The organism is Mucilaginibacter sp. 320_HR (assembly GCF_059691875.1).
In genome coordinates this window covers 777,747-802,328 of record NZ_JCAWAI010000003.1, presented here as the reverse complement: position 1 = coordinate 802,328, position 24,582 = coordinate 777,747, and the positions used below count along the sequence as shown (strand labels likewise).

Sequence of the window (24,582 nt, the reverse complement as noted above, 5' to 3'; positions counted from 1 at the left end):
CCAAATGTTGTTAACCCCATACATAAAACCATTCTTCTACATGTAAGTTAATTATACGTCTCTAAAGCCGGTAACTACCATGCAAAATACATCAAAGCAACAAGCAACTCCCATAATGTTCGGGGCAGAGATATTTATTGAGCCCGGCCAGACCTTTGAGGAAATAGACCTGTGGTTTAAACGCCTAAAAGAAGCAGGCATGACTGTCACCCGCATCAGGTTGTTTGAAAGCTACATGCATCGGCCCGACGGAAAATGGAATTATACACTGTTTGACGCTGCTTACACTGCTGCCGAAAAGTACGGAATAAAGGTTTATGGTAATCTGTTCCCATCTACATCCTTTACAGATCTTGGCGGTTTAAAGTTCCCTAAGGATGCGGATCATCTTCAGAGCATCACACGCTATATAGAGAATGTTGTTACTCATTTCAAAGACTTCTCTTCTTGCTATGGCTGGGTACCGGTTAATGAACCAGGTGTAGGCCATTTTCCAAAAGAGCAATTTGCAACAGATAAATATGCCGAATGGAAACAGGAGCAAGTTGCTATAGATTATAACAGCGGTAGTTACGACCGTTTTAACTTTGCAGATGAACGCTTTCACCTGTACTACAACACCTGGTTCTTACAATGGCTAACGGACGAGATACACAAGTATCACCCGGGCAGTGTTATACATGTGAATAACCATGCCATCTTTAAGAATGTTGCCGAATACGAATTTCCGGCATGGCGGGCTTTTCTCACCAGTTTGGGCGGCTCTGCACATGCCAGCTGGCATTTCGAATATTTTACCCGGCAGCAATATGCGCTGGCAGTTGCGGCTAATTGTGAGATAATCCGATCAGGTGCGGGAGAGATCCCTTGGTTCATGACGGAGCTGCAAGGGGGAAATAACACCTACAGCGGCTTTTTGGCGATGTGCCCCACAGCAGAAGAGATAGCGCAATGGCTTTGGCTGGCTGTAGCTACCGAAAGCAAAGGGGCTATCTTCTGGTGTTTAAACCCACGCTCTTCAGGTATAGAAGCCGGCGAGTGGGCTATGCTCAACTACCATAACCAACCATCAGACAGGCTCGAAGCAGCTAAAACCGTTATAGATGTAGTTAACCAGGATAGCCAGTTCTTTAACAATGCCAGGGAGATCGAATCCGGTATAAATGTTATCTATACACGTGAGTCGCTCTGGATAGAAAAGACGCTCCAAATGGGCGGAAAAAGCTATGAAGGTCGGGACGAAGGCGGGGTATTGAAATCGGCGCTGGCTTATTTTGAAGCGCTTAGTGAAGCCGGCCTGCAGGTCAACTTTAAGGAGATCAGCGAGTTTGACTTTGACCTGGATGACTACTCAAACAAAAGTATCATACTTGCACACCAGATCTCAATCCCGTCTAAATATTGGCCTCTATTGCAAAGCTTTGTGGAAAAAGGAGGCACCTTATTAGCCGATGGCTTGACCGGTTACTATGATGAGAATGCCGTAGGCACCATGCGACTCGGCTTCCCGCTAAGAACATTACTGGGAGCTGATGTGCTGGAATACAAAGCAATAGACAAGCAAGGAGAGGTTATAGTAAATGGCATTACCTTACCAACATACATGTGGACAGGGGAGCTAAAAGCTACTACAGGCACATCAATAGCTTCAGATAGAGAAAAACCAACAGCCGTGAAGAACCAGCTCGGCAAAGGAACAGCCTGGTGGATACCGTCACTTATTGGTTTAGCAAGCAGGATATCAGAAGATTACCGTTCGCTTACCCGGTTTTTGGAAGATGTTTTGCAGTTGCATTCGCTGCCATCTGTACCGGTGATGTTTGAGGAGCCGCAGCCCGGCATGCTGATGAAACACCTTAGCTACCAACAGGATAGTGTAACTGTAATCATTAACAACTCCGCAGAACGGAGAGAATTCAACCTGGTGATCAAGAACCTATCCCGGCAGGCGAACGTGCTTTATGCTAATAAAGGCGGCAAGATCGGTGGTACACACATCAGTATAGATGCCGGCGAAAGCATGGTTATCCGGTGGGAATAGCCTGTCAACAGTAGGATAGTAGACCAAAACTGTTTCGGGTGTTTCGCCTAGGAAAAGTGAAACACCCGAAACAATCTCTACAATAAATTATTGACAAACAGCAACTTACATTTCAGACCGAAACACCCCGAAACAGTAGCAATTATTTAGATGTAACGTGTAAGCGGTTATTAATTAAGAGCTTAAGCGACTTGTCTGATGCTGCAGCCTATAAGCGAAACACCTCGCAGCGAAACAATTAAAACAAGCTTTTTACTCCTTTTTAGCTTTAATGTTGGCCGTGTTCTCTTCCAGTCGGAACCTTACCATTCGCTCTATCAGATCCAGCGGCAAAGGCTGGTCTAAAGGGAACTGCACCGAACCTTTGCATTCTTGTATCCGGATATCTCGTCCTTGAACACCTCTATGGCTTTTGATCCCGGGTAAAAGCCTATGTGCTTGTCATAGCCGCCGAAGTGGGCCAGCAAACCCCTGTATTTATATGTCGGGATGCCGTAGCTAATGCTCTCTTCAGCCGCTGGCGCTACCTTGTAAATTACCGCTTTAACCTGATTCATAGCCTGTTGCGTAGCTTCAGGATAGCTCAAGAAATAGTCTTTAACGTCCTTTGGTTTAAGCATGGCAGGTTACTTATCCGTTGTTATAGGCTTCTTCTAAACCAACTACATCTATCTTTACCATCTTCATCATAGCTTGCATAACCCGCTGTGCCTTAGCCGGGTCGGGGTCATTCATGAGGCGGCCAAGCGCATCCGGGATGATCTGCCACGATACCCCGAACTTGTCGGTTATCCAGCCGCATTGCATTGGTTGTGCCTCATTATCAAGCATTTTATTCCATATCTCATCAACTTCTTCCTGATCCTTACACTTTACAAACAGCGATATTGCCGGCGTAAACTGGTACTCTCCCTGCCAGTTCAGGATCATGAACTCGGTGCCTTCAAGCTCTATTGTAGCGCTGAAAAGCTGCCCTCCATGTTTGCTAACTTGCTTTACCTCAGCATTTTTAAAAATTGAAACATACAAGTCAAGTGCTTCCTGGCCGTTGCCATTGAACCATAAAAAGGTGCTTATCTTTTGCATAATGGGTTTATTATCGGGTTTATAATACATCAAATCTACCTTCAATTAAACCAATTAACAAGGTGTTATTGCGACCATTCAAAGGGTCAAACGAGACATCCGTCCAACCGATTTTAATTGTCCCGATTTTTAACTTTTTAAAAAGTGGTGTCAAAATCATGATCCAAAATCTGCAAAAACCACACTTTTTTAGGTGAAGAAAATCGAGCATGGGCAACATAGCTGCCCCAAAAGCGAAAATTTTTAAAAACGTGTTTTTGGAAGGATTTTCAAACGCTGAAAATTATGGTTTTCGAATTACCGTCCAGCAGCTATGCTTGCCGCCTATATTTTAGTTACTATATTTAGGCTCATGATTGCTTTGCCTCTCCCAACGAGAACCAATTACCTGAGTCATCTTTAAATAGTGCTTCAAACCCGTAAAATTCTTTAGTGGGCGCTTTTGTAAATTCCACACCCTTGGCTTTAAGTTCTTCATATGTTGCCAAAAGGTCCTTACACTCAAAAACACCAAAGCCAAACGTACCACTGCTCACCAAAGACCTCATTTGTTTAGCCGACTCGCTGTTAAACATCATCCCTTCACTAATAGCCATTAAACTAATTTCCAAATCTGGCTGCTCCGGCGGGCAAACTGTCAGCCAGCGCATGCCCGGCCCCATTGCGGCATCAGTATGTACCCTGAAGCCAAGCTTGTTTACGTAAAAGTTGAAGGCGCTGTCCTGGTCCAGCACAAATATGCTGACATGGTTAAGTTTAGTGATCATCTTTATTTAGTTTGTATAATCAAAGATGCGCCGTGAATTACAACCGCAGTTATTGAGAATTGCTATTTTTCCAACCGTTCTTTTCCGCAAAGCAATTAGGTACAAAATTTAATGGTGTGTCATGCATCTGCTTTTTTCTTTCAGCCTGTTTTTGCTGGTAAACGGCGGGTGTTTGGGCTGCATAATGTTTAAACAGGCTGGTAAACGTACTTATGCTTTCAAAGCCCACGGCAAAACAAACGTTGGATACGTTCATTCCCGTTTGTAAAAAATCTTTGGCTCTTTCAAGCCGGTACCAGGTCAGGAATTGGTGCGGCGTTTTGCCATAAGCCTTTTTAAATAGACGCAGAAAGTGGTATTTCGAAAATGAAGCCTCATCAGATATTTGATCCAGGTTTAAAGGCATACCATAGTTTTCTTCAATAAACAGTTTAGCCTTTAAAACCCTGCGGTATAGATAAATTGTTGGTGAAGAAATCATTTGTTAAAATAGCTGAATCTGCATCCGGTAAGTTCTCTGTAATAAATATGCTAACTTATACTTCAATCTGCAAGCGTTTAAATAGGTAATCAGCCAGATCTTGGTAAAGCCAAACCTTTATTATAACGCCTGTCGCTGGCTTATAAAACTGCTCGTCTCCTAATAACATTAACAAATTTTCAAAACTGCTGACCGGTTAGGTAATCGCCCGTATTTGTAGTAATTTTATCCTGCTATGAAAAACACTCCCACCTTGTACGACTGGGCGGGCGGCAACCAGGTTCTGGAAGATCTTACCAAGCTCTTTTACGAGAAGGTGCTTGCCGATGAACTGCTGCTCCCGGTGTTCCGCAACATGTCTGCCGAGCATACCAAACACGTTGCCCATTTTATAGGCGAGGTTTTTGGCGGGCCGGAATTGTACACCAAACATGACGAGGGCAGCCACGCCAAAATGGTAGCGCACCACATTGGCAAGCTGCTTACCGAAGAGCAGCGCCAGCGCTGGATACACCTGCTGTTGCAAAGTGCCGACGAGCTGAAACTGGCTGATGACCCGGAGTTTCGCTCGGCATTGGTGGCGTACCTGGAGTGGGGCAGCCGCATAGCCATTATCAATTCTAACTTAACCGACAATCCGCTGCAGCAGGATGCACCTATGCCCAAATGGGGATGGGGAGTACCCGCCGGCCCTTACCTACCCGAAGCATGAACGACGTAACACTGGAAGAACTGAAAGCGCTGCCGCTGCTGGATGGAGTACCCGATGACCAGCTGCAATTTTTAATAGACAATGGTGAAGTGCGCCTGCTGGAAGAAGGTGAGCGCATATTTGAAGCCGAAGAATTGATAGACAAAACCAGCATTATACTTGCCGGGCGCATCCGCATATGCGTTTTGCAAAACGGCAAACTGCGCGAACTGGCCATTCTTAACGAACAAGCAATATCTGGTTACCTGCCATTCTCCCGTATTGGCAAAACACCCGGCTTTGGCGAGTGCGTAAAAAAGGCCCGCGTATTGATGATCCCTAGTGAAAAGATCAAAGAAGCGGCAAGAAAGCACTATGAACTTACCGAAGCGCTGGTGCACATCATGACTACCCGCGTGCGCGATTTTACCTCGCAGCAGCAGCAAAACGAAAAGATGTTTGCGCTTGGCAAGCTGTCTGCCGGTTTAGCACACGAACTTAATAACCCTGCCGCGGCTATCACAAGAGGGGCGGCCGCGCTGGAGGACCAGATAGAACGCCTGCCGGAGCTGTTTAAATCTATCGTTCAGCTTAACATTCCGCCGGAGAAAGTAGATGGCATAAACCAGCTGCTGCATACCCGCGCGCACCAGAAAGACCGCCCCGTACTCAGCATGATGACCCGGGCGGCACATGAGGATGACCTGAACGACTGGCTGGATGACCACGAGATAACCGACTGCGACTTTGCAGAGAACATGGTGGATTTTGACTTTAAGCCCGAGGACCTGGACCACATGAACGCCTGTACCCCATCGCCGCAATTACCCGTGGTACTGGAGTGGGTGAACAATTACCTGGTAGCTACAAAGATGATTAGCGATATAAAGGAATCATCTCAACGGGTATCGCAACTGGTAACGGCCGTCAAGAACTTTACCCATATGGACAGGGCTACTGATAAGCAGCCTTTGGACATACACAGCGGCTTGCGCAATACGCTTACCATGCTGGATTATAAGCTTAAAAAAGCAAAAGTAACCGTGGTAGAGCACTTTGACCTTAACATACCGCAGGTAAAAGCAATGGCCGGCGAGCTTAACCAGGTATGGACCAATATTATTGATAATGCTGCTGATGCCATGGAGGCCAATGGTGGTGGCACCCTGGAGATTACCACTCAACAGGACAGGCAGTTTGTGCAGGTAACATTAAAAGATAATGGACCTGGCGTTCCGCCGGAGATACAGTCGCAGGTTTTCGACCCCTTTTTTACCACAAAAGACATGGGCAAAGGTACCGGCCTTGGGCTTGACGTAGTAACGCGCATAGTACGCCAGCATAATGGCTCAGTAAAGCTGCGCTCTGTGCCGGGCAGCACAGAGTTTATTGTTTGTTTCCCTATATCGGGCGAGTAAAAATTAAAAACACACATGGATCAACCTTTCATATTTGCAATTGACGACGACCCGCAGGTACTGCGGGCAATAACGCGCGACCTCCGTAACCAGTACCGTAAAGACTACCGGATACTAAGCACCACATCTGCTAAGGAAGCGCTTGAGGGACTTTTAGAATTGAAGAACAAAGGCGAGGTAGTGGCCATGTTCGTGTCGGACCAGCGTATGCCCGAGATGGAGGGCATAGAGTTTTTGTGCCGCGCCATGAACTATTTTCCTAATGCCAAGCGCGTGCTGCTTACCGCGTACGCAGATACCGACGCAGCTATAAAAGCCATAAACGACGTTAGGCTTGATTATTATCTCACCAAGCCATGGGACCCGCCAGAGGAGAAGTTATACCCCATACTTACCGATATGCTGGAAGACTGGCGCGGTAATTACCGCCCGGATTTTAAGGGTATAAAGGTTATTGGCTACTCCTTCTCTCCAAAGTCGCATGAGATCAAGGAGTTCCTCTCCGGTAACCTTGTGCCGTTCCAGTGGCTGGACGCCAATTCCGAAGAAGCAAAAAAGCTAACACAGATAAACAGTATAGAAGCGAAGGACCTCCCGGCTATTATTTTTGACGACGGCACTTTGCTAAAAGCCCCTGCCGTGAGAGACATTGCAGCACGCATAGGCCTTAACCCGGCCGTTAAGAACGAGCTGTACGATGTGGTGATCATTGGCGCAGGGCCCGCAGGCCTTGCTGCCTCGGTTTACGGCTCGTCCGAAGGATTAAAAACCTTGCTGATAGAGCGCAAGGCACCCGGCGGACAAGCTGGTACCAGTTCCCGTATTGAGAACTACCTCGGTTTCCCGGCCGGCTTAAGCGGCGCCGACCTTACCCGCAGGGCAATTACCCAAAGCACCCGTTTTGGTACAGATATTATTTCGCCGCAATCGGTAAAAGAGATCAAGACCAAAGACCAGTACAAAATGCTGGTACTGGAAGACGGTACCGAAGTGACCACTAAAAGCATCGTGATCACCACCGGGGTAGATTACCGCCAGCTCACTACCCCCGGTATAGAGAAATTCACAGGTGCCGGCATTTACTACGGTGCCGCCATGACGGAGGCCGCATCCTGTAAAGATGCCAACGTATACATTGTTGGCGGCGGCAACTCTGCAGGGCAGGCAGCTATGTACCTGTCTAAATTCGCCAGGCAGGTTTTCATCCTGATACGTAAAGAAAGCCTTGCAGCTACTATGTCCTCTTACCTTATTGACCAGATTGACGGTGTAAACAATATTACACTGATGCCTTGCAGCGAGATAAAGGAGGCCAAGGGAGAAACCAGGCTGCAGCAATTGGTAATAGAAAACCTGGATACTAACGAGACGCAAACAGTTGATGCGGACGCGCTTTACATTTTTATTGGTGCTCGCCCTTATACCGACTGGCTGTGCAAAAATATTATCAAGAACGACAAAGGTTTTGTAGAGACCGGCCGCGACCTGAACAGCTGTGTTGATTTTGAGAAGATATGGCACAACAACCGCGACCCATACCTTTTAGAAACCAGCATCCCGGGCATATTTGCAGCCGGCGACGTACGCGCCGGCGCCATGAACCGAGTAGCCTCCGCCGTAGGCGAAGGCTCCATGGCCATTAGTTTTGTGCACAAGTATTTAAACGAGATATAAGAGAGCTTTCGGGTGTGCTAGCCACAGGGTTAACACACCTCTTTATTTTGCAGCAGCACGTGGCTTAAAAATATGCTTTAACGCAACCATCCGTCTACTTTATACGTATTAGCTACAAAGCTCTAGCACGCCCTTAAGTTGAAAATGCCACGCTGTGCGGCATTTCTGCAACCATATTATATAGCCGAACCTCTCTTATTTAAAATTCCGAAACGGCAGCTATCCTGTGGGTAGCTGCTTTTTTTTATTTATCTGGCGGCATTTACACCAATATTCTTACTCCTTTGCTCAACTTTACTGCAAAACTTGTAGCAGATGAGCAATTATTTTTATAATTTACCAAAAAATAGTGGAATTGATGATGTAATTGGTTGCAATTACCTGTTCGCTATTTAATTTCATTTATTCAGATGCTCTAAAAACCAAGGTATTTTATGTACAGTTCGCAACATTTTGAAAAATACAACCTGATAAACGGCGTATGGGACGAGATGTATAACGAAAACCACATCGTCCGCGACCATTATCAGAAAGTGATTGAATACCTGGCACGAGAATCCGCCGAGGATCTTAATAAAAAGGAAGAACTGGCAAAGCGCCTGTTCATGTCGCAAGGTATTACTTTTACGGTTTACAACAGCGGCGAAGGGATAGAGAAAATTTTTCCGTTTGATATCATACCCCGTATTATTACCTCAGACGAATGGGCCTTTGTAGAACGGGGCATCAAACAGCGGCTTACCGCGCTCAATCTGTTCCTTAAGGACATTTACCACAACCAGTTTATTGTAAAGGATGGCATAGTACCTATAGACATTGTTTACTCCTGCCCGCATTTCCTGCGCGAGATGTATCAACTGGATGTGCCTTATGATATCTACGTGCACATTGCCGGGATAGACCTAATCCGCGATCATGACGGGACTTTTTATGTACTGGAAGACAATCTGCGCACGCCATCGGGCGTGAGCTACATGCTGGAGAACCGCGAGATTACCAAACGCCTCTTCCCCGATCTGCTGCCCAACTGCAGTGTTCGCAGCGTTACCGAGTATCCGGCAATCCTGTACAAGAACCTTATGGCGCTATCGCCAAGGCAAATAAGCAACCCTACCATTGTGCTGCTTAGTCCGGGTATATACAACTCGGCCTACTTTGAACATACAACCCTGGCCCGGTTGATGGGGGTAGAGCTGGTAGAAGGTCGAGACCTGGTGGTGAACAATCACAAGGTATACATGAAAACCACCACCGGCCTGCAGCAGGTTGATGTGATCTACCGCAGGGTGGATGATGAGTTTTTAGATCCGCTAGTGTTTAATCCGCAAAGCGTATTGGGTGTAGCCGGGCTGATGGGCGCTTACCGGAAAGGTAACGTGGCCATTGTAAATGCCATAGGCAACGGCGTAGCCGACGATAAGGCCACCTACATTTACGTGCCGGAAATGATCCGGTATTACCTAAACGAAGAACCTATATTAAAGAACGTACCCACGCACCGCTTGGGCAATGCAGACGAGCGCGAGCACGTATTTGCCAACATTAACAAAATGGTGGTGAAAAAAACCAACGAGAGCGGCGGTTACGGCATGCTGATGGGGCACGCCGCAAGCGAGGAAGAAATAGACAAGTACAAGCAGGAGATATTAAAGGACCCGCGCAGCTTTATAGCCCAGCCTACCATATCACTGTCGGCAGCGCCGTGTTACATTGGCGGCGTACTGCAGCCCAGGCGTATAGACCTGCGACCCTACGCCCTTTGCGGCCCGGATGGGATAGAGATTGTACCCGGCGGCCTCACACGCGTAGCGCTCACAGAAGGATCGCTGGTGGTAAACAGCTCTCAGGGAGGCGGCAGTAAAGACACATGGGTGTTGAACCCCCTAGCCCCCTGAAGGGGGAACAAGATAAGAGGCAAGAGTAAAAGAATTAGGAATCAAGAAAATTGAAAATATTTGTAATGTGTAATTTGTTGAAAATAGCTCCTTTATATTGTCCTATTAAGGCTATAGAGCGCTTTAACTCCCCCTTTAGGGGGTTGGGGGGCTTATGTTAAGCAGGGTAGCCGCAAGCTTTTACTGGCTAAGCAGGTACATTGAGCGTAGCGATGGTATCCTGCGGATGCTAAAGATCAATTACAACTCTTCGCAGGACTCCATGCAGGGTTTCAGCTGGAAGCCCGTGCTGCGTATTTTCTCAGGGTATGACGAAAGCCTGCAGGAAAAACTAAATGACGATAGCCGCGCCGTACTTAAATACATGGTGACAGACAGGGGCAATCAAAACTCAATCCTGAACATTATTACCCTTGCCCGCGAGAACGCCCGTAGCGTACAGGAGCATATCCCTAAGGATCTCTGGCAGTGCCTTAATGAGTACTACCACACCATAAAGGACCCTAAGCTTAATGACAGGCTCCAAAAGGATGACCCTATAACTGTGCTGGATATTGTTATTAAACAGGTGATGCTTTATTACGGCACAGCAGAAATAACCATGGAACGGGGCCAGGCACGCAGCTTCATGAACATTGGCAAGTACCTGGAAAGGGCAATTCAGTCGATAGATATTCTTGATGTAAAATACGGGCCAACCAATGCCAACCCCGACCTGCTTACCGATATTACCTACTGGAAACACCTGCTCCTGTCCATCGGCGGGCACGAGCTCTACCTGAAAACCTACCGCGACGGATTAGAGGCGCAGAACGTAATAGAGCAGATCATCCTGAACAATGATTTTCCACGATCGGTTATTTATTCTGTGAACAATATCCAGCGCTATTTCGACAGGCTCAAAAACAACAGTAATGTGAACGACTATCGCGATATTTCGTTCCAGATAGGCAAGCTGCAGAGCAATATCAAATATAGTTCGGCAAAAAGCATCAGCCAGGTAGGCCTTCACCAGTTTCTGACCATTGCCAGGGATGATCTGTACAAGATCGGCAACTGCCTTAACGAATACTATTTCGCCAATTCATGATAACCCCTAATTGATCTGAAATGCCCGAATTTAAAATACAGCACATAACTAAATACTCGTACGATAACTTTGTGCGCGACAGTGCCAATAAGATCATCCTGTTCCCGATAGCAGATCTCTACCAGGAGGTTTTGAAGCACGATTTGAGCATCACCGGCCACCCGCTTGTAGATACATATATTGACTATTATGGCAATGAGGTAGGCAGCTTCACTTATACAGAACCACACAACCTGCTGGTGATCAATTCACAGGTATCCGTAAATACACATCCCCGCCCATTACCGCTAGACGATGTTGCCGCCGTTACCCAATGGGACGAGTTATTTAATCTGAGGCATATTGTGCCCTACATAGACTTTCTTAAACAGGAGTACTTTGAAGGCCTGAGTGAACTTACCCCTATAGTAAACAGCGAACGTAATGCCAATGACACCCCCTATAGAGCAGCGTTAACTTTTATGGAGTACGTATTCAGGAACTTTGAATACATCAAGGGGGTAACTACTGTAGAAACGACGCTAGACGAGATATGGAAGATTAAAGCCGGCGTGTGCCAGGATTTTGCCCATATCCTAATGGTAATGCTACGGCTGGTGGGCATTCCTGCACGATATGTTAGCGGTTACATATGCCCCAACCGCGACGGCATGCGCGGCACCGGCGCAACACACGCCTGGGCCGAAGCTTACTTGCCAGGTTATGGCTGGCTGGGCCTGGACCCTACAAACAACTGCATTGCCAACGAAATGCACGTGCGCCTGGCAGTAGGCCGCAATTTTAGTGATTGCTCACCGGTAAAGGGTGTTTACAAAGGTTCAGCAAGGCACATACTGGATGTTTCCGTATCGGTAGGGTACGAAGAGGAACACATTCCACAGGAAAAAGATATATTTACCGTTTCAACGTTTCCAAAAACCGACCATGTTGCACCGCGCAACAGCTACGAACGGTATATGGAAATTATCCAGCAGCAGCAACAACAGCAGCAGTAACGGAACAAAATATAGCACAATGACCTACTGTTTAGGAATCAAGGTTAAACAGGGCCTCGTAGCCCTGGCAGATACCCGTATTACCACCGGCACCGATACTACAATTAAAAAAAAGATCACCATTGTTCAAAAGAAGAACCATTCGCTCTTCATCATGACAAGCGGACTGCGGTCTGTGCGGGACAAGGCTATTGTTTACTTTGACGAATTGCTGGAGACAGAGGAGTTCACCAAATTGTACCAGGCCGTTAATGCTTTTGGCCAGCAGGTACGCCGGGTTGCCGAGGAAGACAGGCCCACTCTTGAAAAAGCAGGCTTTAAGTTCGACCTCAACACCATAATTGGCGGGCAGCTAAAGGACGATGAAGAGCACAAGCTGTTCCTGCTTTACCCTGAGGGCAATTGGGTAGAGTTGGGGCTGGGCGCACCGTTTGTCATTATCGGGAATTCCGGGCATGGTAAAGCTATACTTAACCGTGTGGTAAATGAAGATTCGGACATGCGGCTGGCACTTAAAGCGGGTTTCTTGTCGTTCGACAGTACGCGCGTAAGCAGCAATAATGTAGACTTCCCTATAGATGTGGCACTCTACAAAAAAGGCACATTTGAGCTGGTAGAGCAGCGCTTTACCGAAAAAGAGATGGCGGAAATATCTGCCCAGTGGGACGAGGAACTAAAAAACGCCCTGATGAATATTCCAGGCGAATGGATGGACAAAGCTTTTGATAAATTACCCGTAAATACAAATGAAGTTTAAAGTATCGGCAGAGTTAGCTTATGATGTAAAAGCGCCAAGCACGCTGATATTGAACATTAATGCATTACGGACAGACCGTCAAAACATAATAGAAGAGAGCCTCGTTCTCGATCCGCACATCAACTCTGAAGAACTCCCGCCAATACATGGCGAAAACCGCTTCGTTAGGCTGGATATACAGCAGCCGGGGCCAATCGCTGTAAGTTACCATGCCATGGTAGATAATTACTATGAGGTAAGAAACCACTCTAATATGCCCGAAATACCGGTGGCGCAATTCCATCCCTCGGTGCTTACTTACCTTAACCCAAGCCGCTACTGCCAGTCAGACAAGTTGTACCGCCTGGCAAGCAACACCTTTGGTCACATTAACACCCCTTTTGAACAGGTTTTTGCAATTACAGACTGGATCCACAAAAACGTGGAATACTTAAGCGGCTTCACCAATTCGGAGACCTCCGCTTATGATACCGTAACCCAGCAGGCAGGCGTATGCCGCGATTTTGCACACTTGGGCATAGCGTTGTGCCGCGCGCTTACTATCCCGGCAAGGTATTTTACCGGCTATGCTTACCAGCTATATCCACCAGATTTTCATGCTTGTTTTGAAGCATATTTGGGCGGCGATTGGGTACTGTTTGATGCTACAAGACTTACCCCACTGAACGGCCTGGTGAAAATAGCCAATGGTCGCGATGCGGCAGATGCAGCTATTGCCAGCATTTTTGGCGATGTGGAATTTAAAAGCATTAAAGTGTCAAGCAAATATGCAGGTGAAACACCGTTTGAGCCTATATATTACACGCGGCACGTGAGCGACGGTGTCACCTACTTTTGATAGCTACTAGCAAGTTCCTCTTCTACTTTCTCTATTACTTCAGACATTTCATCAGCACGCTTTTGCCAGGTATTCCCCTCGGCAATGTCCAGCCGCGACTGCCGTTTAGCCGTTGTATCAGTATTTATTTCTTCTAAAATATCGCGCAGAAAATCTTCCTTATTATCTGCTACTTTAATAATGCCCTCAAAGTCAGAGAGGTCACTAAAGTCGGTACTTACCACCGGCAAGCCTGCAGCCAGGTACTCGTTTATCTTCATGGGGTAAATGCCCCGGGTAAAGTCATCTTTAATAAATGGGATTATGCCTGCAGAAAACTCTTTGGAATAGCCGGGCAGCTGTTCCGGCGACTTTGCACCTTCCAACTTCACATTCGGATATTTTCTAAGGATAGCTTCACCTCTTTCGCTGGTTATGCGCCCAACAAATGTAAAAGTAGCATCTGGCATTTGGGTGAACAGGTGTTGCAATATGTCGTAATCCAACCGGTCGTCTACACTGCCCACATACCCTACCACCTTCTTATCCGGATTTACATCAGGGTTAAACCCCTGGCGAAACAGCGATGCTTTTACGGCGTTATTTACAATATAACAGCGTTCTGTCCAGTCCTTTTTGCTTTCATAAAGTCCTTTGCTGGTCACAATAACCGCATCCACCATTTTCATGAAAACCTGCTCCAGCTTAACGCCATGCTTGCTCAGCCATGATCCTGCTCCCTTAACCTCATCGTAGCAGTGGTATATCAGCGTTTTCTCGTTAAACCTGCGCCCGGTCATTACGCCCAACGGCGGGTTAAAGGATACTATGTTGATCAGATCCTCCTCCATTTTCAGCCGTTTTAATGCCTTGCGTATGGTACGTCTTATAAGCAACCCGTTATAGTTCAGGAAAAACTTGTGCAGCTTACCGGGGGGCAAAAAGCTAACCGGCACCACCAGCGGCGGCGTTAAAAGGTAAACCGTGCCGCCACCTTCGGTAGCGATATTGGTTATGCGGCTTTTAAGCCCCATAGCCTGTATATAGTCCAGCTTTTCTTTTGCTTTAACACCTACTATCGCGTCCTTATAGGTATAAGGGTTTTCTACAAAAAGCACCTTGTTGGTGGTGCTAAGCACTTTCATCAGCTCAACAGTTGCTTTAATATAGTTACCATGCCATTCGGTGTTACATATGCACAGTATATTGCGGTTTTGGAGCATGATTGGGTATTTGTAGAAACTACTAATATAGAGATTAAACGACAATTGAAAAGGGGAAGTTACAAGCTGATTAATTCGCGGGCTGATTAATTTAACTATTGTACAATATCGGGCGGCTTCCTATCTTATAATTAATTATTTTAGCGGAAGTATGTCCCCTTATACCCGCCGCCTAACCTTTAGTAAAGCAGTTTTAACCTGCGTAATGCTATTTGCGGCATTTTACGGCCAGGCGCAGCAGCAACCGGCGGCTGCCGACCCTCTTTCAAGGCTTAAAGACCTTACCGAAGTTAAAGACATCAAACTACTTGGCGATTCGTTACTTAAAAAGGCGCGGCAGCAAAATGACAAAGTGTTGGAAGGGAGGGTACTTTCTGCCGTATCTTACAAATGTTATAAGGCCGGCGAAGAAATAGAGGCCCTGAAATATGCGCAACAAGGTGCTGCTGTAGCGCCTAAAAGTGATTCTGTAACCTATGTGCGCCTCAGGACGCTTATTGCCTGGATGTACAGTCGTCAGGGTAACAGCAAGGAGGCACTAAAAATTGCCTTTGCCGTGTTGAGAGAGAGCGAGCGAGCAGGGTGGAAAGCGCTTGTTATCGACTGTAAGATTTGTATCTCTGATCTTTTCCGTCCTGTTAAAAATGCTGCTAATGCTATAGCCTATGCCGATCAGGCTGCAAAAGAATCCCTGGCGATAAAAGACACCATCCGGTATGTGAATGCAATAAGCATGCTTGCCAATGCCTATTCAAATAACCCCAAACCCAATAGCGATCTCCCACCAGAAAATCTTCGCAAGGCGATTTACTATCTGGAAAGCTTATTAAAAAAACCTTTCGAAGACAAGCTGAACTTGTTTGCCAAAGTAAACATAATGGGTAACCTGGGCATGTTTTACCAGGACCAAAAGCGTTTTAATGAAGCTGAGAAAATAACCCTTGCCGCTTACGAACTTGCCAAAACAAACAACTTTGTATCGCTACAAAAACACGATTTGCGGGAATTGATGACCATAGAGATTGGCCGTAAAGATTTTAAAAAAGCAGTTGAGTATGGCGAACGCGCACTTGCCACACAGGCAGAAGCCAACAGTAGCAGGTTAATGCTGGTATCAACCTACAGGCGGTTAACAGAGGCTTATACAGGTGTAGGCAACTACAAGCTGGCCCTTAAATACTCCGAGAAGACGAGAGATTTAAACGACAGCTTACTATCTGAAGATCAGCAACGCATCGCATCAGACCTGGATAAACGGTATAAAGCAGACACACAACTGCTGGTAGCCGCACATAACAATACCATGCTTACACAGCAGCGCAACTTTATCATCCTGCTGGGATCTGTAGTTTTAGTCATTTTAACTATCGTATATACGTGGATTGCCGGCAGGAAAAAGCGCGAAGCAGCGGCCCTGGCCGAAGAACACCGGCAACTGGCACAGTTGGATACGATGAAAAATCGCTTCTTTGCCAACATCAGTCACGAACTTAAAACACCTCTCACACTAATAATGGGCCCGGCTGAGCAGCTACTGAATCATAACGTAGCTCCTGAACAGCAACAAAGCAACCTGCTTGCCATACAGCGAAATGGTAAGAAACTGCTGGATATTGTAAACGAACTTTTGGACCTGGGTAAAATTGAGTCGGGCAATATAACACTGAAACCGTCAACTGTTAACATCCATGAACTTATCACGCTGATATTCCAAAGCTTTACCTCGGCAGCCGAATATAAGAAAGTGAGCTACTCGCTTAGCTGTGATATTGATAGGACCCTTACGATCTCCATTGACAGGGATAAGTTCGAAAAGATAGCTAACAATTTAATCAGCAATGCCCTAAAATTTACCCCGGCTGGTCATTCTGTCAACGTTAAAGCCACAACAACAAACGGCGCTGTTAACTTTGCCGTACACGATAATGGTGACGGGATTCACGCAGACGATGTCCCTTATATTTTTGACAGGTATTTTCAAAGCAACCGCAACACCCCTGCAGAAGGAGGTACCGGTATAGGGCTTTCAATTGCGAAAGAGTTTGCTGAGTTGATGGGCGGTACTGTTAAAGTAGAAAGCAGCTATGGATTGGGCAGTACTTTTACAGCGGAGATACCAATAGTTGCCGCAACAAAGCAAGACAAAGCGCCAAAAGACGCCCAGCAATTAAGCATAACTTCAAAAAACACCTTTTTACCTGTTCCGGAAAGCAGCACCATATTGCTGGTAGAAGACCACCGGGAAATGGCGGATTACATCATCTCAATTATCGGGCAGGATTATGAGGTCATAACAGCAGATAACGGAATTAGCGCGCTGTCTACGTTAGATAGCATTAACCGCTTGCCGGATCTTATCATTTCTGACGTGATGATGCCCGGCATGGATGGCTTTACCATGCTAAATCACCTTAAAGCTCATCCGCAATACTTTAAAATACCGGTAATTATGCTCACCGCACTTGCTGATAGCAAAAGCAAAATGCACGCCTTGCATACCGGGGTAGATGATTACCTCACTAAACCCTTTATGCGGGATGAGTTGCTTGCACGTGCCGCTAACCTTATAAATAATGCCGCTTTCCGCAACAAACCAGCGCCCGACGAGCAGAAAGAAGAGCCTGATTTGGTTTTACCCATAGCTTGCGACAATGCAGACTCTGAACCCGCACGCGACCTATCGCCGTCGGACATGGCATGGTTGGCTACTCTTGAGGATATCGTAAGAGAATTCATCGGCAAAACAGACCTCAACCTGGCTATGCTAAGCTATGAAATGGCAATAAGCGAGCGCCAGCTTTTCAGGCGTATAAAAGCTATCACCGGCCTTACTCCCAACAAATACATCCGCACTATTCGCCTTCAGATAGCCCGTGAGGCCATAGAGAGCGGCCGTTACCGCACCGTTGCGGAAATAGCGTATGCGGCAGGTTTTGATACCCCTGCTTATTTCAGCAAGCTCTATAAGGAGCATTTTGGCCGCGATGCGTCAGAACTGATCTAACTCCAGGCCTATCCTATATAATGTCAGTTTTATAATATGTAAAGGCAGTTTTGTTCATGTTAATGGCGGTTTTGTTAAGCAATATGGCAGAACAACCCGTATGGTTTATTCTAATTTTGTTTAAAAACCTACACAATGCACTTGATATATAATGAACAAAACCGGACCATGAAAACAACTCCTGCCGAAGACCTTAACGTAGTGTGCCCCAGATGCGGAAGGAAGTCTTGCATGCGTATAAAAAGGGGAGTAATTGTAAAAACACTTTTACCCTGGCTTAATTTAAAACACTACCATTGCCAAAACTGCATCCGCAACTTTTATAAGTTTTAATCCGGCTACAACTTACAGGCATACGAACAATTAGCTTTTGAATTTTACAATAGCTATATTAGTTTTGTATAAAACCTATTATGCCCCCTTCACCCGCTTCAGACGTAGAAACTATCAACCAGTTGCTTGATGAGGCCTATGGCAACAGGATACACAACCTCAAGTACAGTGTTAAGCTTGCAAACCAGGCGCTACAGCACAGCCGCAGAATAGGCGACAAGCCTCTTACAGGCAAAAGCCTTAATCTTCTTTCTCTTTTTTACATGATACAAGGGGCGCACAAGCGTTCGGTAAACATGGCTAAGGAGGCAATAAAACTGTTTGAAGAGTTGCAGGATGAGCAAGGTGTTGCTGACGCCAAGTACAGCATTGCAGGTGTTTATTACAAGACAGATAATTATCACTTGGGGCTGATTTGCCTGTTCGACTGCCTTAGCATCTACCGTAAGTTTAACGACTACCATAACCAGGCACGCACGCTTAAATCGTTGGGTACTATTTATGAATATTTTGGCGATCCAAAAAATGCCATCAAATCCTACGAAGCTTCTATAGATGCAGCCAGGAAGGTGAAGGATCTTAACCTGGTATCTAACGCGTATAACCCCTTATCGGGCATTTACCTTAACCAGGGCAAAGCTGATAAAGCACTTCGGATTATACAAGACTCCATTGCCATCAAAGCAAAAACAGGCGACATTCGCGGGCTGGCTTTTGCGTTGTACGGACGCGGCAAAATATACACCTTCAACGGTCGGCTGCATGAGGCCGAGCAGGACTTTAGCAACGCTATTGAAATACATCTTAATGCCGGCGAAAAGCTGGGATTGGGTATGGCTTACCAAAAAATGGGTGAGCTGTATATAGCAATGAACAGGTTAGACAAAGCAAAGGCATTCCTGCAAAAAGGCCTTGATTTTAGTAACAAGTACAACATTGCTATAGTCCGTTTTAAATGCAACTTCCTGCTGTATCAAATAAGCAAACAGGAGAACGACACCGCTAAGTCGCTGGAGTACCTGGAACTTTACCTGCACCAAAAGGAAGCGGTAATTAATACTCAAACGCTTAAAGTTATTGAGAATTATGAGCTGATTGTAAAGATGGAGTCCATGGAGAAAGAAGCTAAACTCCAAAAAGAAAAAGCTGCAATTGTTGAAAAGCAGAAAAGGGCGGAGGAAGCCGCCCGCATAAAGCAGGAGTTCCTTTCTACAATGAGTCACGAGATACGTACACCGCTAAACGCAGTAACTACCATCACCTCCATGATTACAGAGCGCTCCGCTTACGACAGCGAATTGATGGAATCGTTAAAGGCAGCATCCAACAACTTACTGCTGGTAATAAATGACATACTGGACTTCACCAAACTGGACTCCGGCAAAGTAGAGATAGACAACCGGGCATGCCTGTTTACCGAGCTGATGGAGCATGTTGTAAAAACGTATCGCGCGCTTGCCCAAAGAAAAGGGATAGAGTTAGTGCTGGATGCAGATGCATCCCTGGCAGAATGCTACGAGCTTGACGAAACAAAATTGTCGCAGATCTTAAGCAACCTTATCAGCAATGCTGTTAAATATACCGACAAAGGCCGGGTAACACTGCGGGTAAAGAGGGTGCAAACAACAGGCGATGCTGACACCATCCATTTCGTAGTTGCCGATACGGGCACAGGCATACCCGAGGAATACTTTGATGAAATATTTGAAAGTTTTTCTCAGCCTAAAGCTATTACCACCCGCAAGCACGGCGGATCGGGGCTTGGGCTGGCCATTGTTAAAAAGCTTACTGCGTTATACAACAGCACCGTTAACGTAAAAAGCAAGGTAGGCGAGGGATCTGAACTTTCTTTCGAGATCACGTTAAAACGGGCTCAAATTCCCGGCAGGTTAAAGCCGATGAACACCGAAGGGCTAAAAGGAAAAACCGTACTGCTGGCCGAAGATAACATGATAAACGCCATGGTGGCACGCAAGCTGCTTAGCAACTGGGGAATAGAATCTGAACATGCTGTTAACGGCTTAGAGGCTGTAGAGAAAGCCGGCCGGAAAGTGTTCGACTTTATTTTGATGGATATTCACATGCCCGAAATGAACGGCTTCAATGCCACAGAGCAGATTCGCCAGCAACAGAACCCCAATAATACTACACCTGTCTTTGCCCTTACCGCAGATATCACCGCTGAAGGAAACTCTGAATACAAAGATTATTTTAGCGGCTTCCTGCGCAAGCCTATAGAAATTGACCGCCTTTATACTGCCTTGCTACACGCGCGGGCTGTTTAACAATAAATTATAATTCTTCATGCTTTGTTGGTAATATTACCGTTTAGCTTTAAACAGCTAAGGAAAATATTGCACGCCATTTATTGTTCAGGAAATGAAAAAATACGGACTTATCGGCTATCCGCTGTCGCACTCCTTCTCTAAAAAGTACTTTACCGAAAAGTTCGAAAATGAAAAGATCGTGGACGCGGTTTATGACCTTTACCCTATAGAAAGCATAAAAGACCTTAATCCTCTATTAAAAGATAATCCGTTATTATGCGGCCTCAACGTAACTATCCCTTACAAAACAGCTGTTCTTGAATACCTTGATTGGATAGAGCACGACGCCAAAACCGCTGGTGCTGTAAATTGCATACGCATAATTAGCCAAAGCCCGGTATCGGTTGCATTTTCAGGAGAGGTAGGTATACTTGGAGACGACCTGCGCCTGGAAGGCTACAACACAGACATACATGGCTTTGAACGCTCGTTAAGTCCGTTGCTTACAGGCGATCATGATAAAGCGCTTATACTTGGCGATGGTGGCGCTGCAAGGGCCGTAAAGTGTGTACTGGAAAATAAGGGTATCAAGTTTAAATCTGTTACGCGTAAGCCGGCTGAGGACCGTATTTTATTTGATGATCTTACAGCCGATATGGTTGCCGAATACAAACTCATCATCAACACTACGCCACTGGGCACTTACCCTAATGTAGACGAATGCCCCCCAATACCTTACGAGGCAATTGGGTCAGACCATTTGTTGTATGACCTCGTTTATAATCCGGCACAAACAATGTTCCTGGCTAAGGGTGCCGAACGTAATGCGACCACCAAGAATGGTTACGAGATGCTGGTACTGCAGGCCGAAAAAGCATGGGAAATATGGAACTCAAAAGAATAATGAAGCTCAGGAGTTATGTATTGCCGTTTGCTGCTGCACTATTGCTTAGCGCATGCGGGGGAGAACCGGATTACTCACCAAAGCCGCGTGGATTCTTCAGGATATACTACCCGAAAAAGGATTATACAGCTTACGAGCAAGGCTGCCCTTTCACGTTCCAGTACCCTAAATACGGGCAGATAGAAGCAGACAAAGCTAAAGATGCTAAACCCTGCTGGCAAAACATCCAGTTTAAAGACTTCAACGCCACATTGCACCTAAGCTACGAGCCTATAAAATCTAAACAGGAATTTAATGAGTTAGTGGAGGATGCCCATAAGCTTAGCTTTAAGCATACCGTAAAAGCAACCTCTATTGATGAAGCGCGCATTGCCTACCCTGATCGTAAGGTTTATGGCATTTACTATACCATTGATGGTAATGCAGCTTCATCCGCGCAATTCTTTCTTACGGATAGCACCAGGCACTATTTGCGTGGCGCCCTTTATTTCAATTCCGAGCCGCGGCTAGACTCCATACAGCCGGTATTAACCTTCCTGAAGAAGGACGTAGATGTGATGATCAAGAGCTTTAAGTGGAAGTAAACTGAACCTGCACTTACAGGCAAAATTGTTCAAAAGTGTTCAGTTTTTTTGTGTTCGGGCATTTTGAACACTTTTATTTCAATTGATCATTATTCCTGAAAACCTTTGAAAAAAGCACTATTAAGGCGGTTTTTTACCTGATTTTTATTCAGCAACCTTTAAAAACCGCAGCAATTAAACAGCTAAATTTTACTTTTATTTGCAAGTAATACTATTTATTACAGGTAGATTTTACCTTCCGGCGAACACAAAAAAGAGCGGCTCTCCTTTTGGGAAAGCCGCTCTTTTTTAAAGTTATTTATCTTACTTGATCACAGTCGATACTTTGTTGTCAAGGGTGATGTAATCAGTCAGTATCTGTCCTGCTTCTATCTTCAAAAAGTCCAGGTCTTCGTTCTTCGGTTTTGCTTCGCCTTTTTTTAATGGCGGCAAGCCCAATGCTACACGGCGCTGGTTGCTTTTTTCAAATGCGGTTTTCTCATCCGTATCGCGTTGTTGTTTAAGCTGTGCTTCGTTTAGTGTAACACTGGTTTCGGCATCGCGCTTTTTCATTTCGGCAATGTCTTCCATCAGGTATTTAAAGCTTGCGCTGGTGCTCATGCGCTGTTCGTGCATTTTAGTTAGCTGTGGCAGTACCGATGTAAAGTCGCCAACCTTTGTGTAATCTGTTTTCGGGATCACATCGTAAGGCATTGCAGATGGCTCAGTGTCTTCACCATATTTATCCATTGGAATAACCGATGGGAAGGTGATATCAGGCATTACACCTTTGTGCTGCGTAGAACCACCGCTAACGCGATAGAACTTACCAATGGTTAGGTTAAGCTGTCCAAATTTGTTTTGGCTGCCGGTAGCTACCGTGGTAGATTTACCCATCATTTTAGCCAAACGGTCTTTAAGTGATGGGCTGATCACCTCATCAAGGTCTATAATGCGCTGTACCGAACCCTTACCATAAGTTTGGGTACCAAGTATAACGCCGCGGCCATAGTCTTGTATAGCCGCCGAGAATATCTCTGTTGCAGAAGCGCTGAAACGGTCTACCAATACAGCCAGCGGGCCAGACCAGGCAATTGCCGGATCGTCGTCTTTTTCTACCTCTACCTGGTTACGCGGGTCGCGTACTTGTACTACCGGGCCGGTTTTAATGAACAAGCCGGTAAGCTCAGAAGCTTCCATTAGCGATCCGCCACCATTCTGGCGCATATCCATCACTACCCCGTCAACACCTTCGCGTTTCAGGGTATCTAATATCAGCCTAACATCACGGGTGGTACTCTTATAATTAGGGTTTCCGCTTTTATAATCATTAAAGTCCAGGTAAAAGGCCGGTACATTAATAATACCTATTTTAACCTGTTTGCCATTAAGGTTATACGTACGGATCTCCTTCTTGGCAGATATATCCTTAAGGATGATCTTTTCCCTTACCAATTCCAGTATCCTTGGTTTGGCAGTGGTGTTTACGCCTTTAGGCAAAATTTGTAAACGTACGGTAGTACCTTTTGTACCACGGATAAGCGCTATCGCGTTTTCTATCCTCCAGCCAATAATATCCTGAAACTCGCCTGCTTTACCTTGCGCAACACCAACTATGCGGTCATCAACTGCTAGTTGCTTGCTCTTATCGGCCGGGCCGCCCGGTACAATGCTGGTAATGGTTACGTATTCGTTTTGGGACTGAAGGGTAGCGCCTATACCTTCCAATGAGCGTGCCATATCAATATTGAAGCGGGCAGCTTCTGAAGGGATAAAGTAGTTGGTATGCGGATCTATAGCGCCGGTGAACGAATCCATAAACACCTGGAAAACGTCGCCGCTGTTCATTTTATTTGATTGCGACAAAATGTTGGTGTAGCGCTTTTTAAGGGTAACCTTATTAGCCGCCAGGTCTTTCCCGGTAAGTTTCAAGTTAAGCAGGTCGTATTTTACACGTTGCGCCCAAAGGTTATGCAGCTCCGACTCCGAAGAGGCAAATGGCAGCTTTTCGCGGTCGTAAGTAAAAGTTTCGTTTTTAGCAAAATCAAACTCTTTACCCAGTTGTGCTATAGAAAAGTTCACGTACTCGTTGTAGCGTTTCTGGAAAACGTTGAACATGTAAAATACATGGCTAAGGTCGCCGGCTTTAATATCATCGTCCAGCACAGTTTTGTACTGTTCAAACTCCTTAACGTCCGATGCGAGATAGTAGTTGTGGTTAGGGTCTATCTTCTTTAGGTAATCTGTATAAATCAGCGCCGAAATGGAATCATTTAACTCTACTTTTTTGTAGTTATAGCCAGATACCAGGCCCGCTACCTTTTGCATAATTACGCTTTGCTGCGCATCGGGTGCCAGGTCGTTTGGTCCTGCTTTTCTTGCAGGTACCGGTTTTGAGGGAGATGCGTTACAGGCAAGCGCGGCGCCTAACACCACCATTAAATAAAATTTCTTAAACATATCTTTTACGGTAATTAAATCTGGGCCCTGGTTAAACATCAATACTTGTGCCTGTTTTATTTTGCTTATAAAAAAAGAGACAGCCACAGCCGTCCCGCTAATATATATTGAATAAC

The 24,582-nt window shown here is 45.8% G+C and carries 19 protein-coding genes; 13 read left to right on the top strand and 6 right to left on the bottom strand.

Annotation, left to right across the window (positions count from 1 at the left end; genetic code table 11):
• Positions 1-79 precede the first annotated feature (79 nt).
• A complete protein-coding gene (locus tag AC59GT_RS14180) occupies positions 80-2,041 on the top strand; it encodes a beta-galactosidase trimerization domain-containing protein (protein ID WP_497238240.1) in 1,962 nt (653 codons plus the stop codon).
• Positions 2,042-2,382: 341 nt separating this feature from the next.
• Here AC59GT_RS14180 and AC59GT_RS14175 read toward each other — a convergent pair whose 3' ends face one another.
• From AC59GT_RS14175 to AC59GT_RS14160, 4 genes are all read right to left on the bottom strand, one after another.
• On the bottom strand, positions 2,383-2,661 hold the full coding sequence (locus AC59GT_RS14175) for an iron chaperone (protein ID WP_497238239.1): 279 nt from the start codon (positions 2,659-2,661) through the stop codon (positions 2,383-2,385).
• 10 nt (positions 2,662-2,671) lie between these two features.
• Entirely contained in the window at positions 2,672-3,127 is a 456-nt protein-coding gene (locus AC59GT_RS14170) for a VOC family protein (protein ID WP_497238238.1), read from the bottom strand.
• 350 nt (positions 3,128-3,477) lie between these two features.
• A complete protein-coding gene (locus tag AC59GT_RS14165) occupies positions 3,478-3,894 on the bottom strand; it encodes a VOC family protein (protein ID WP_497238237.1) in 417 nt (138 codons plus the stop codon).
• A gap of 49 nt (positions 3,895-3,943) precedes the next feature.
• Entirely contained in the window at positions 3,944-4,375 is a 432-nt protein-coding gene (locus tag AC59GT_RS14160) for a helix-turn-helix domain-containing protein (protein WP_497238236.1), read from the bottom strand.
• Positions 4,376-4,610: 235 nt separating this feature from the next.
• Between AC59GT_RS14160 and AC59GT_RS14155 the strand changes: the two genes are divergently transcribed.
• The 8 genes from AC59GT_RS14155 to AC59GT_RS14120 all read left to right on the top strand — a co-directional run bounded on the left by AC59GT_RS14155 (position 4,611) and on the right by AC59GT_RS14120 (position 13,733).
• Positions 4,611-5,087 carry a group II truncated hemoglobin gene (locus tag AC59GT_RS14155; protein ID WP_497238235.1) on the top strand — a complete coding sequence of 159 codons (477 nt, stop codon included), beginning with the start codon at positions 4,611-4,613 and terminating at the stop codon, positions 5,085-5,087.
• Positions 5,084-6,484 carry a sensor histidine kinase gene (locus AC59GT_RS14150; RefSeq protein ID WP_497238234.1) on the top strand — a complete coding sequence of 467 codons (1,401 nt, stop codon included), beginning with the start codon at positions 5,084-5,086 and terminating at the stop codon, positions 6,482-6,484. The genes AC59GT_RS14155 and AC59GT_RS14150 overlap by 4 nt, the downstream gene beginning before the upstream one ends.
• A 15-nt stretch (positions 6,485-6,499) precedes the next feature.
• Positions 6,500-8,158, top strand: a complete 1,659-nt coding sequence (locus AC59GT_RS14145; RefSeq protein WP_497238233.1) for an FAD-dependent oxidoreductase — start codon at positions 6,500-6,502, stop codon at positions 8,156-8,158.
• 434 nt (positions 8,159-8,592) lie between these two features.
• The gene (locus tag AC59GT_RS14140; RefSeq protein ID WP_497238232.1) at positions 8,593-10,053 is read left to right on the top strand and encodes a circularly permuted type 2 ATP-grasp protein; all 1,461 of its coding nucleotides are present in this window, start codon (positions 8,593-8,595) and stop codon (positions 10,051-10,053) included.
• 154 nt (positions 10,054-10,207) lie between these two features.
• A complete protein-coding gene (locus tag AC59GT_RS14135) occupies positions 10,208-11,143 on the top strand; it encodes an alpha-E domain-containing protein (protein WP_117383097.1) in 936 nt (311 codons plus the stop codon).
• Between the two features lie 20 nt (positions 11,144-11,163).
• Positions 11,164-12,138, top strand: a complete 975-nt coding sequence (locus AC59GT_RS14130; RefSeq protein WP_497238231.1) for a transglutaminase family protein — start codon at positions 11,164-11,166, stop codon at positions 12,136-12,138.
• 19 nt (positions 12,139-12,157) lie between these two features.
• Positions 12,158-12,895, top strand: a complete 738-nt coding sequence (locus AC59GT_RS14125) for a proteasome-type protease (protein WP_117383972.1) — start codon at positions 12,158-12,160, stop codon at positions 12,893-12,895.
• A complete protein-coding gene (locus AC59GT_RS14120; RefSeq protein ID WP_497238230.1) occupies positions 12,885-13,733 on the top strand; it encodes a transglutaminase-like domain-containing protein in 849 nt (282 codons plus the stop codon). Before AC59GT_RS14125 ends, AC59GT_RS14120 begins: the two co-directional genes overlap by 11 nt.
• On the opposite strand, the gene AC59GT_RS14115 is transcribed toward AC59GT_RS14120, so the two are convergent.
• A complete protein-coding gene (locus AC59GT_RS14115) occupies positions 13,724-14,935 on the bottom strand; it encodes a glycosyltransferase (RefSeq protein ID WP_497238229.1) in 1,212 nt (403 codons plus the stop codon). The genes AC59GT_RS14120 and AC59GT_RS14115 overlap by 10 nt on opposite strands.
• Positions 14,936-15,086: 151 nt before the next feature.
• On the opposite strand from AC59GT_RS14115, the gene AC59GT_RS14110 reads away from it, so the two are divergent.
• The 4 genes from AC59GT_RS14110 to gldD all read left to right on the top strand — a co-directional run bounded on the left by AC59GT_RS14110 (position 15,087) and on the right by gldD (position 22,027).
• Positions 15,087-17,939 (top strand): hybrid sensor histidine kinase/response regulator transcription factor, encoded by a 2,853-nt coding sequence (locus AC59GT_RS14110; protein ID WP_497238228.1) that lies wholly within the window; start codon positions 15,087-15,089, stop codon positions 17,937-17,939.
• 413 nt (positions 17,940-18,352) lie between these two features.
• Positions 18,353-20,557: a tetratricopeptide repeat-containing hybrid sensor histidine kinase/response regulator gene (locus AC59GT_RS14105; RefSeq protein ID WP_497238227.1), complete on the top strand. Its 2,205-nt coding sequence runs from the start codon at positions 18,353-18,355 to the stop codon at positions 20,555-20,557.
• A gap of 94 nt (positions 20,558-20,651) precedes the next feature.
• Positions 20,652-21,443, top strand: coding sequence for a shikimate dehydrogenase family protein (locus tag AC59GT_RS14100; RefSeq protein WP_497238226.1), 792 nt, complete (start codon positions 20,652-20,654; stop codon positions 21,441-21,443).
• Positions 21,443-22,027 (top strand): gliding motility lipoprotein GldD, encoded by a 585-nt coding sequence (gldD, locus tag AC59GT_RS14095; RefSeq protein WP_497238295.1) that lies wholly within the window; start codon positions 21,443-21,445, stop codon positions 22,025-22,027. Before AC59GT_RS14100 ends, gldD begins: the two co-directional genes overlap by 1 nt.
• Positions 22,028-22,330: 303 nt before the next feature.
• On the opposite strand, the gene AC59GT_RS14090 is transcribed toward gldD, so the two are convergent.
• Entirely contained in the window at positions 22,331-24,466 is a 2,136-nt protein-coding gene (locus AC59GT_RS14090) for a carboxy terminal-processing peptidase (protein ID WP_497238225.1), read from the bottom strand.
• Between the last annotated feature and the right edge of the window lie 116 nt (positions 24,467-24,582).

What these genes read in the sequence shown, in the direction of transcription:
- AC59GT_RS14170 (WP_497238238.1), bottom strand. Translation starts at nt 3,127, where the DNA reads ATGCAAAAGATAAGCACCTTTTTATGGTTCAATGGCAACGGCCAGGAA.
- AC59GT_RS14135 (WP_117383097.1), top strand. Translation starts at nt 10,208, where the DNA reads ATGTTAAGCAGGGTAGCCGCAAGCTTTTACTGGCTAAGCAGGTACATT.
- AC59GT_RS14115 (WP_497238229.1), bottom strand. Translation starts at nt 14,935, where the DNA reads ATGCTCCAAAACCGCAATATACTGTGCATATGTAACACCGAATGGCAT.
- AC59GT_RS14145 (WP_497238233.1), top strand. Translation starts at nt 6,500, where the DNA reads ATGGATCAACCTTTCATATTTGCAATTGACGACGACCCGCAGGTACTG.
- AC59GT_RS14180 (WP_497238240.1), top strand. Translation starts at nt 80, where the DNA reads ATGCAAAATACATCAAAGCAACAAGCAACTCCCATAATGTTCGGGGCA.
- AC59GT_RS14110 (WP_497238228.1), top strand. Translation starts at nt 15,087, where the DNA reads ATGTCCCCTTATACCCGCCGCCTAACCTTTAGTAAAGCAGTTTTAACC.
- AC59GT_RS14090 (WP_497238225.1), bottom strand. Translation starts at nt 24,466, where the DNA reads ATGTTTAAGAAATTTTATTTAATGGTGGTGTTAGGCGCCGCGCTTGCC.
- AC59GT_RS14120 (WP_497238230.1), top strand. Translation starts at nt 12,885, where the DNA reads ATGAAGTTTAAAGTATCGGCAGAGTTAGCTTATGATGTAAAAGCGCCA.
- gldD (WP_497238295.1), top strand. Translation starts at nt 21,443, where the DNA reads ATGAAGCTCAGGAGTTATGTATTGCCGTTTGCTGCTGCACTATTGCTT.
- AC59GT_RS14155 (WP_497238235.1), top strand. Translation starts at nt 4,611, where the DNA reads ATGAAAAACACTCCCACCTTGTACGACTGGGCGGGCGGCAACCAGGTT.
- AC59GT_RS14150 (WP_497238234.1), top strand. Translation starts at nt 5,084, where the DNA reads ATGAACGACGTAACACTGGAAGAACTGAAAGCGCTGCCGCTGCTGGAT.
- AC59GT_RS14140 (WP_497238232.1), top strand. Translation starts at nt 8,593, where the DNA reads ATGTACAGTTCGCAACATTTTGAAAAATACAACCTGATAAACGGCGTA.
- AC59GT_RS14160 (WP_497238236.1), bottom strand. Translation starts at nt 4,375, where the DNA reads ATGATTTCTTCACCAACAATTTATCTATACCGCAGGGTTTTAAAGGCT.
- AC59GT_RS14100 (WP_497238226.1), top strand. Translation starts at nt 20,652, where the DNA reads ATGAAAAAATACGGACTTATCGGCTATCCGCTGTCGCACTCCTTCTCT.
- AC59GT_RS14130 (WP_497238231.1), top strand. Translation starts at nt 11,164, where the DNA reads ATGCCCGAATTTAAAATACAGCACATAACTAAATACTCGTACGATAAC.
- AC59GT_RS14105 (WP_497238227.1), top strand. Translation starts at nt 18,353, where the DNA reads ATGCCCCCTTCACCCGCTTCAGACGTAGAAACTATCAACCAGTTGCTT.
- AC59GT_RS14125 (WP_117383972.1), top strand. Translation starts at nt 12,158, where the DNA reads ATGACCTACTGTTTAGGAATCAAGGTTAAACAGGGCCTCGTAGCCCTG.
- AC59GT_RS14175 (WP_497238239.1), bottom strand. Translation starts at nt 2,661, where the DNA reads ATGCTTAAACCAAAGGACGTTAAAGACTATTTCTTGAGCTATCCTGAA.
- AC59GT_RS14165 (WP_497238237.1), bottom strand. Translation starts at nt 3,894, where the DNA reads ATGATCACTAAACTTAACCATGTCAGCATATTTGTGCTGGACCAGGAC.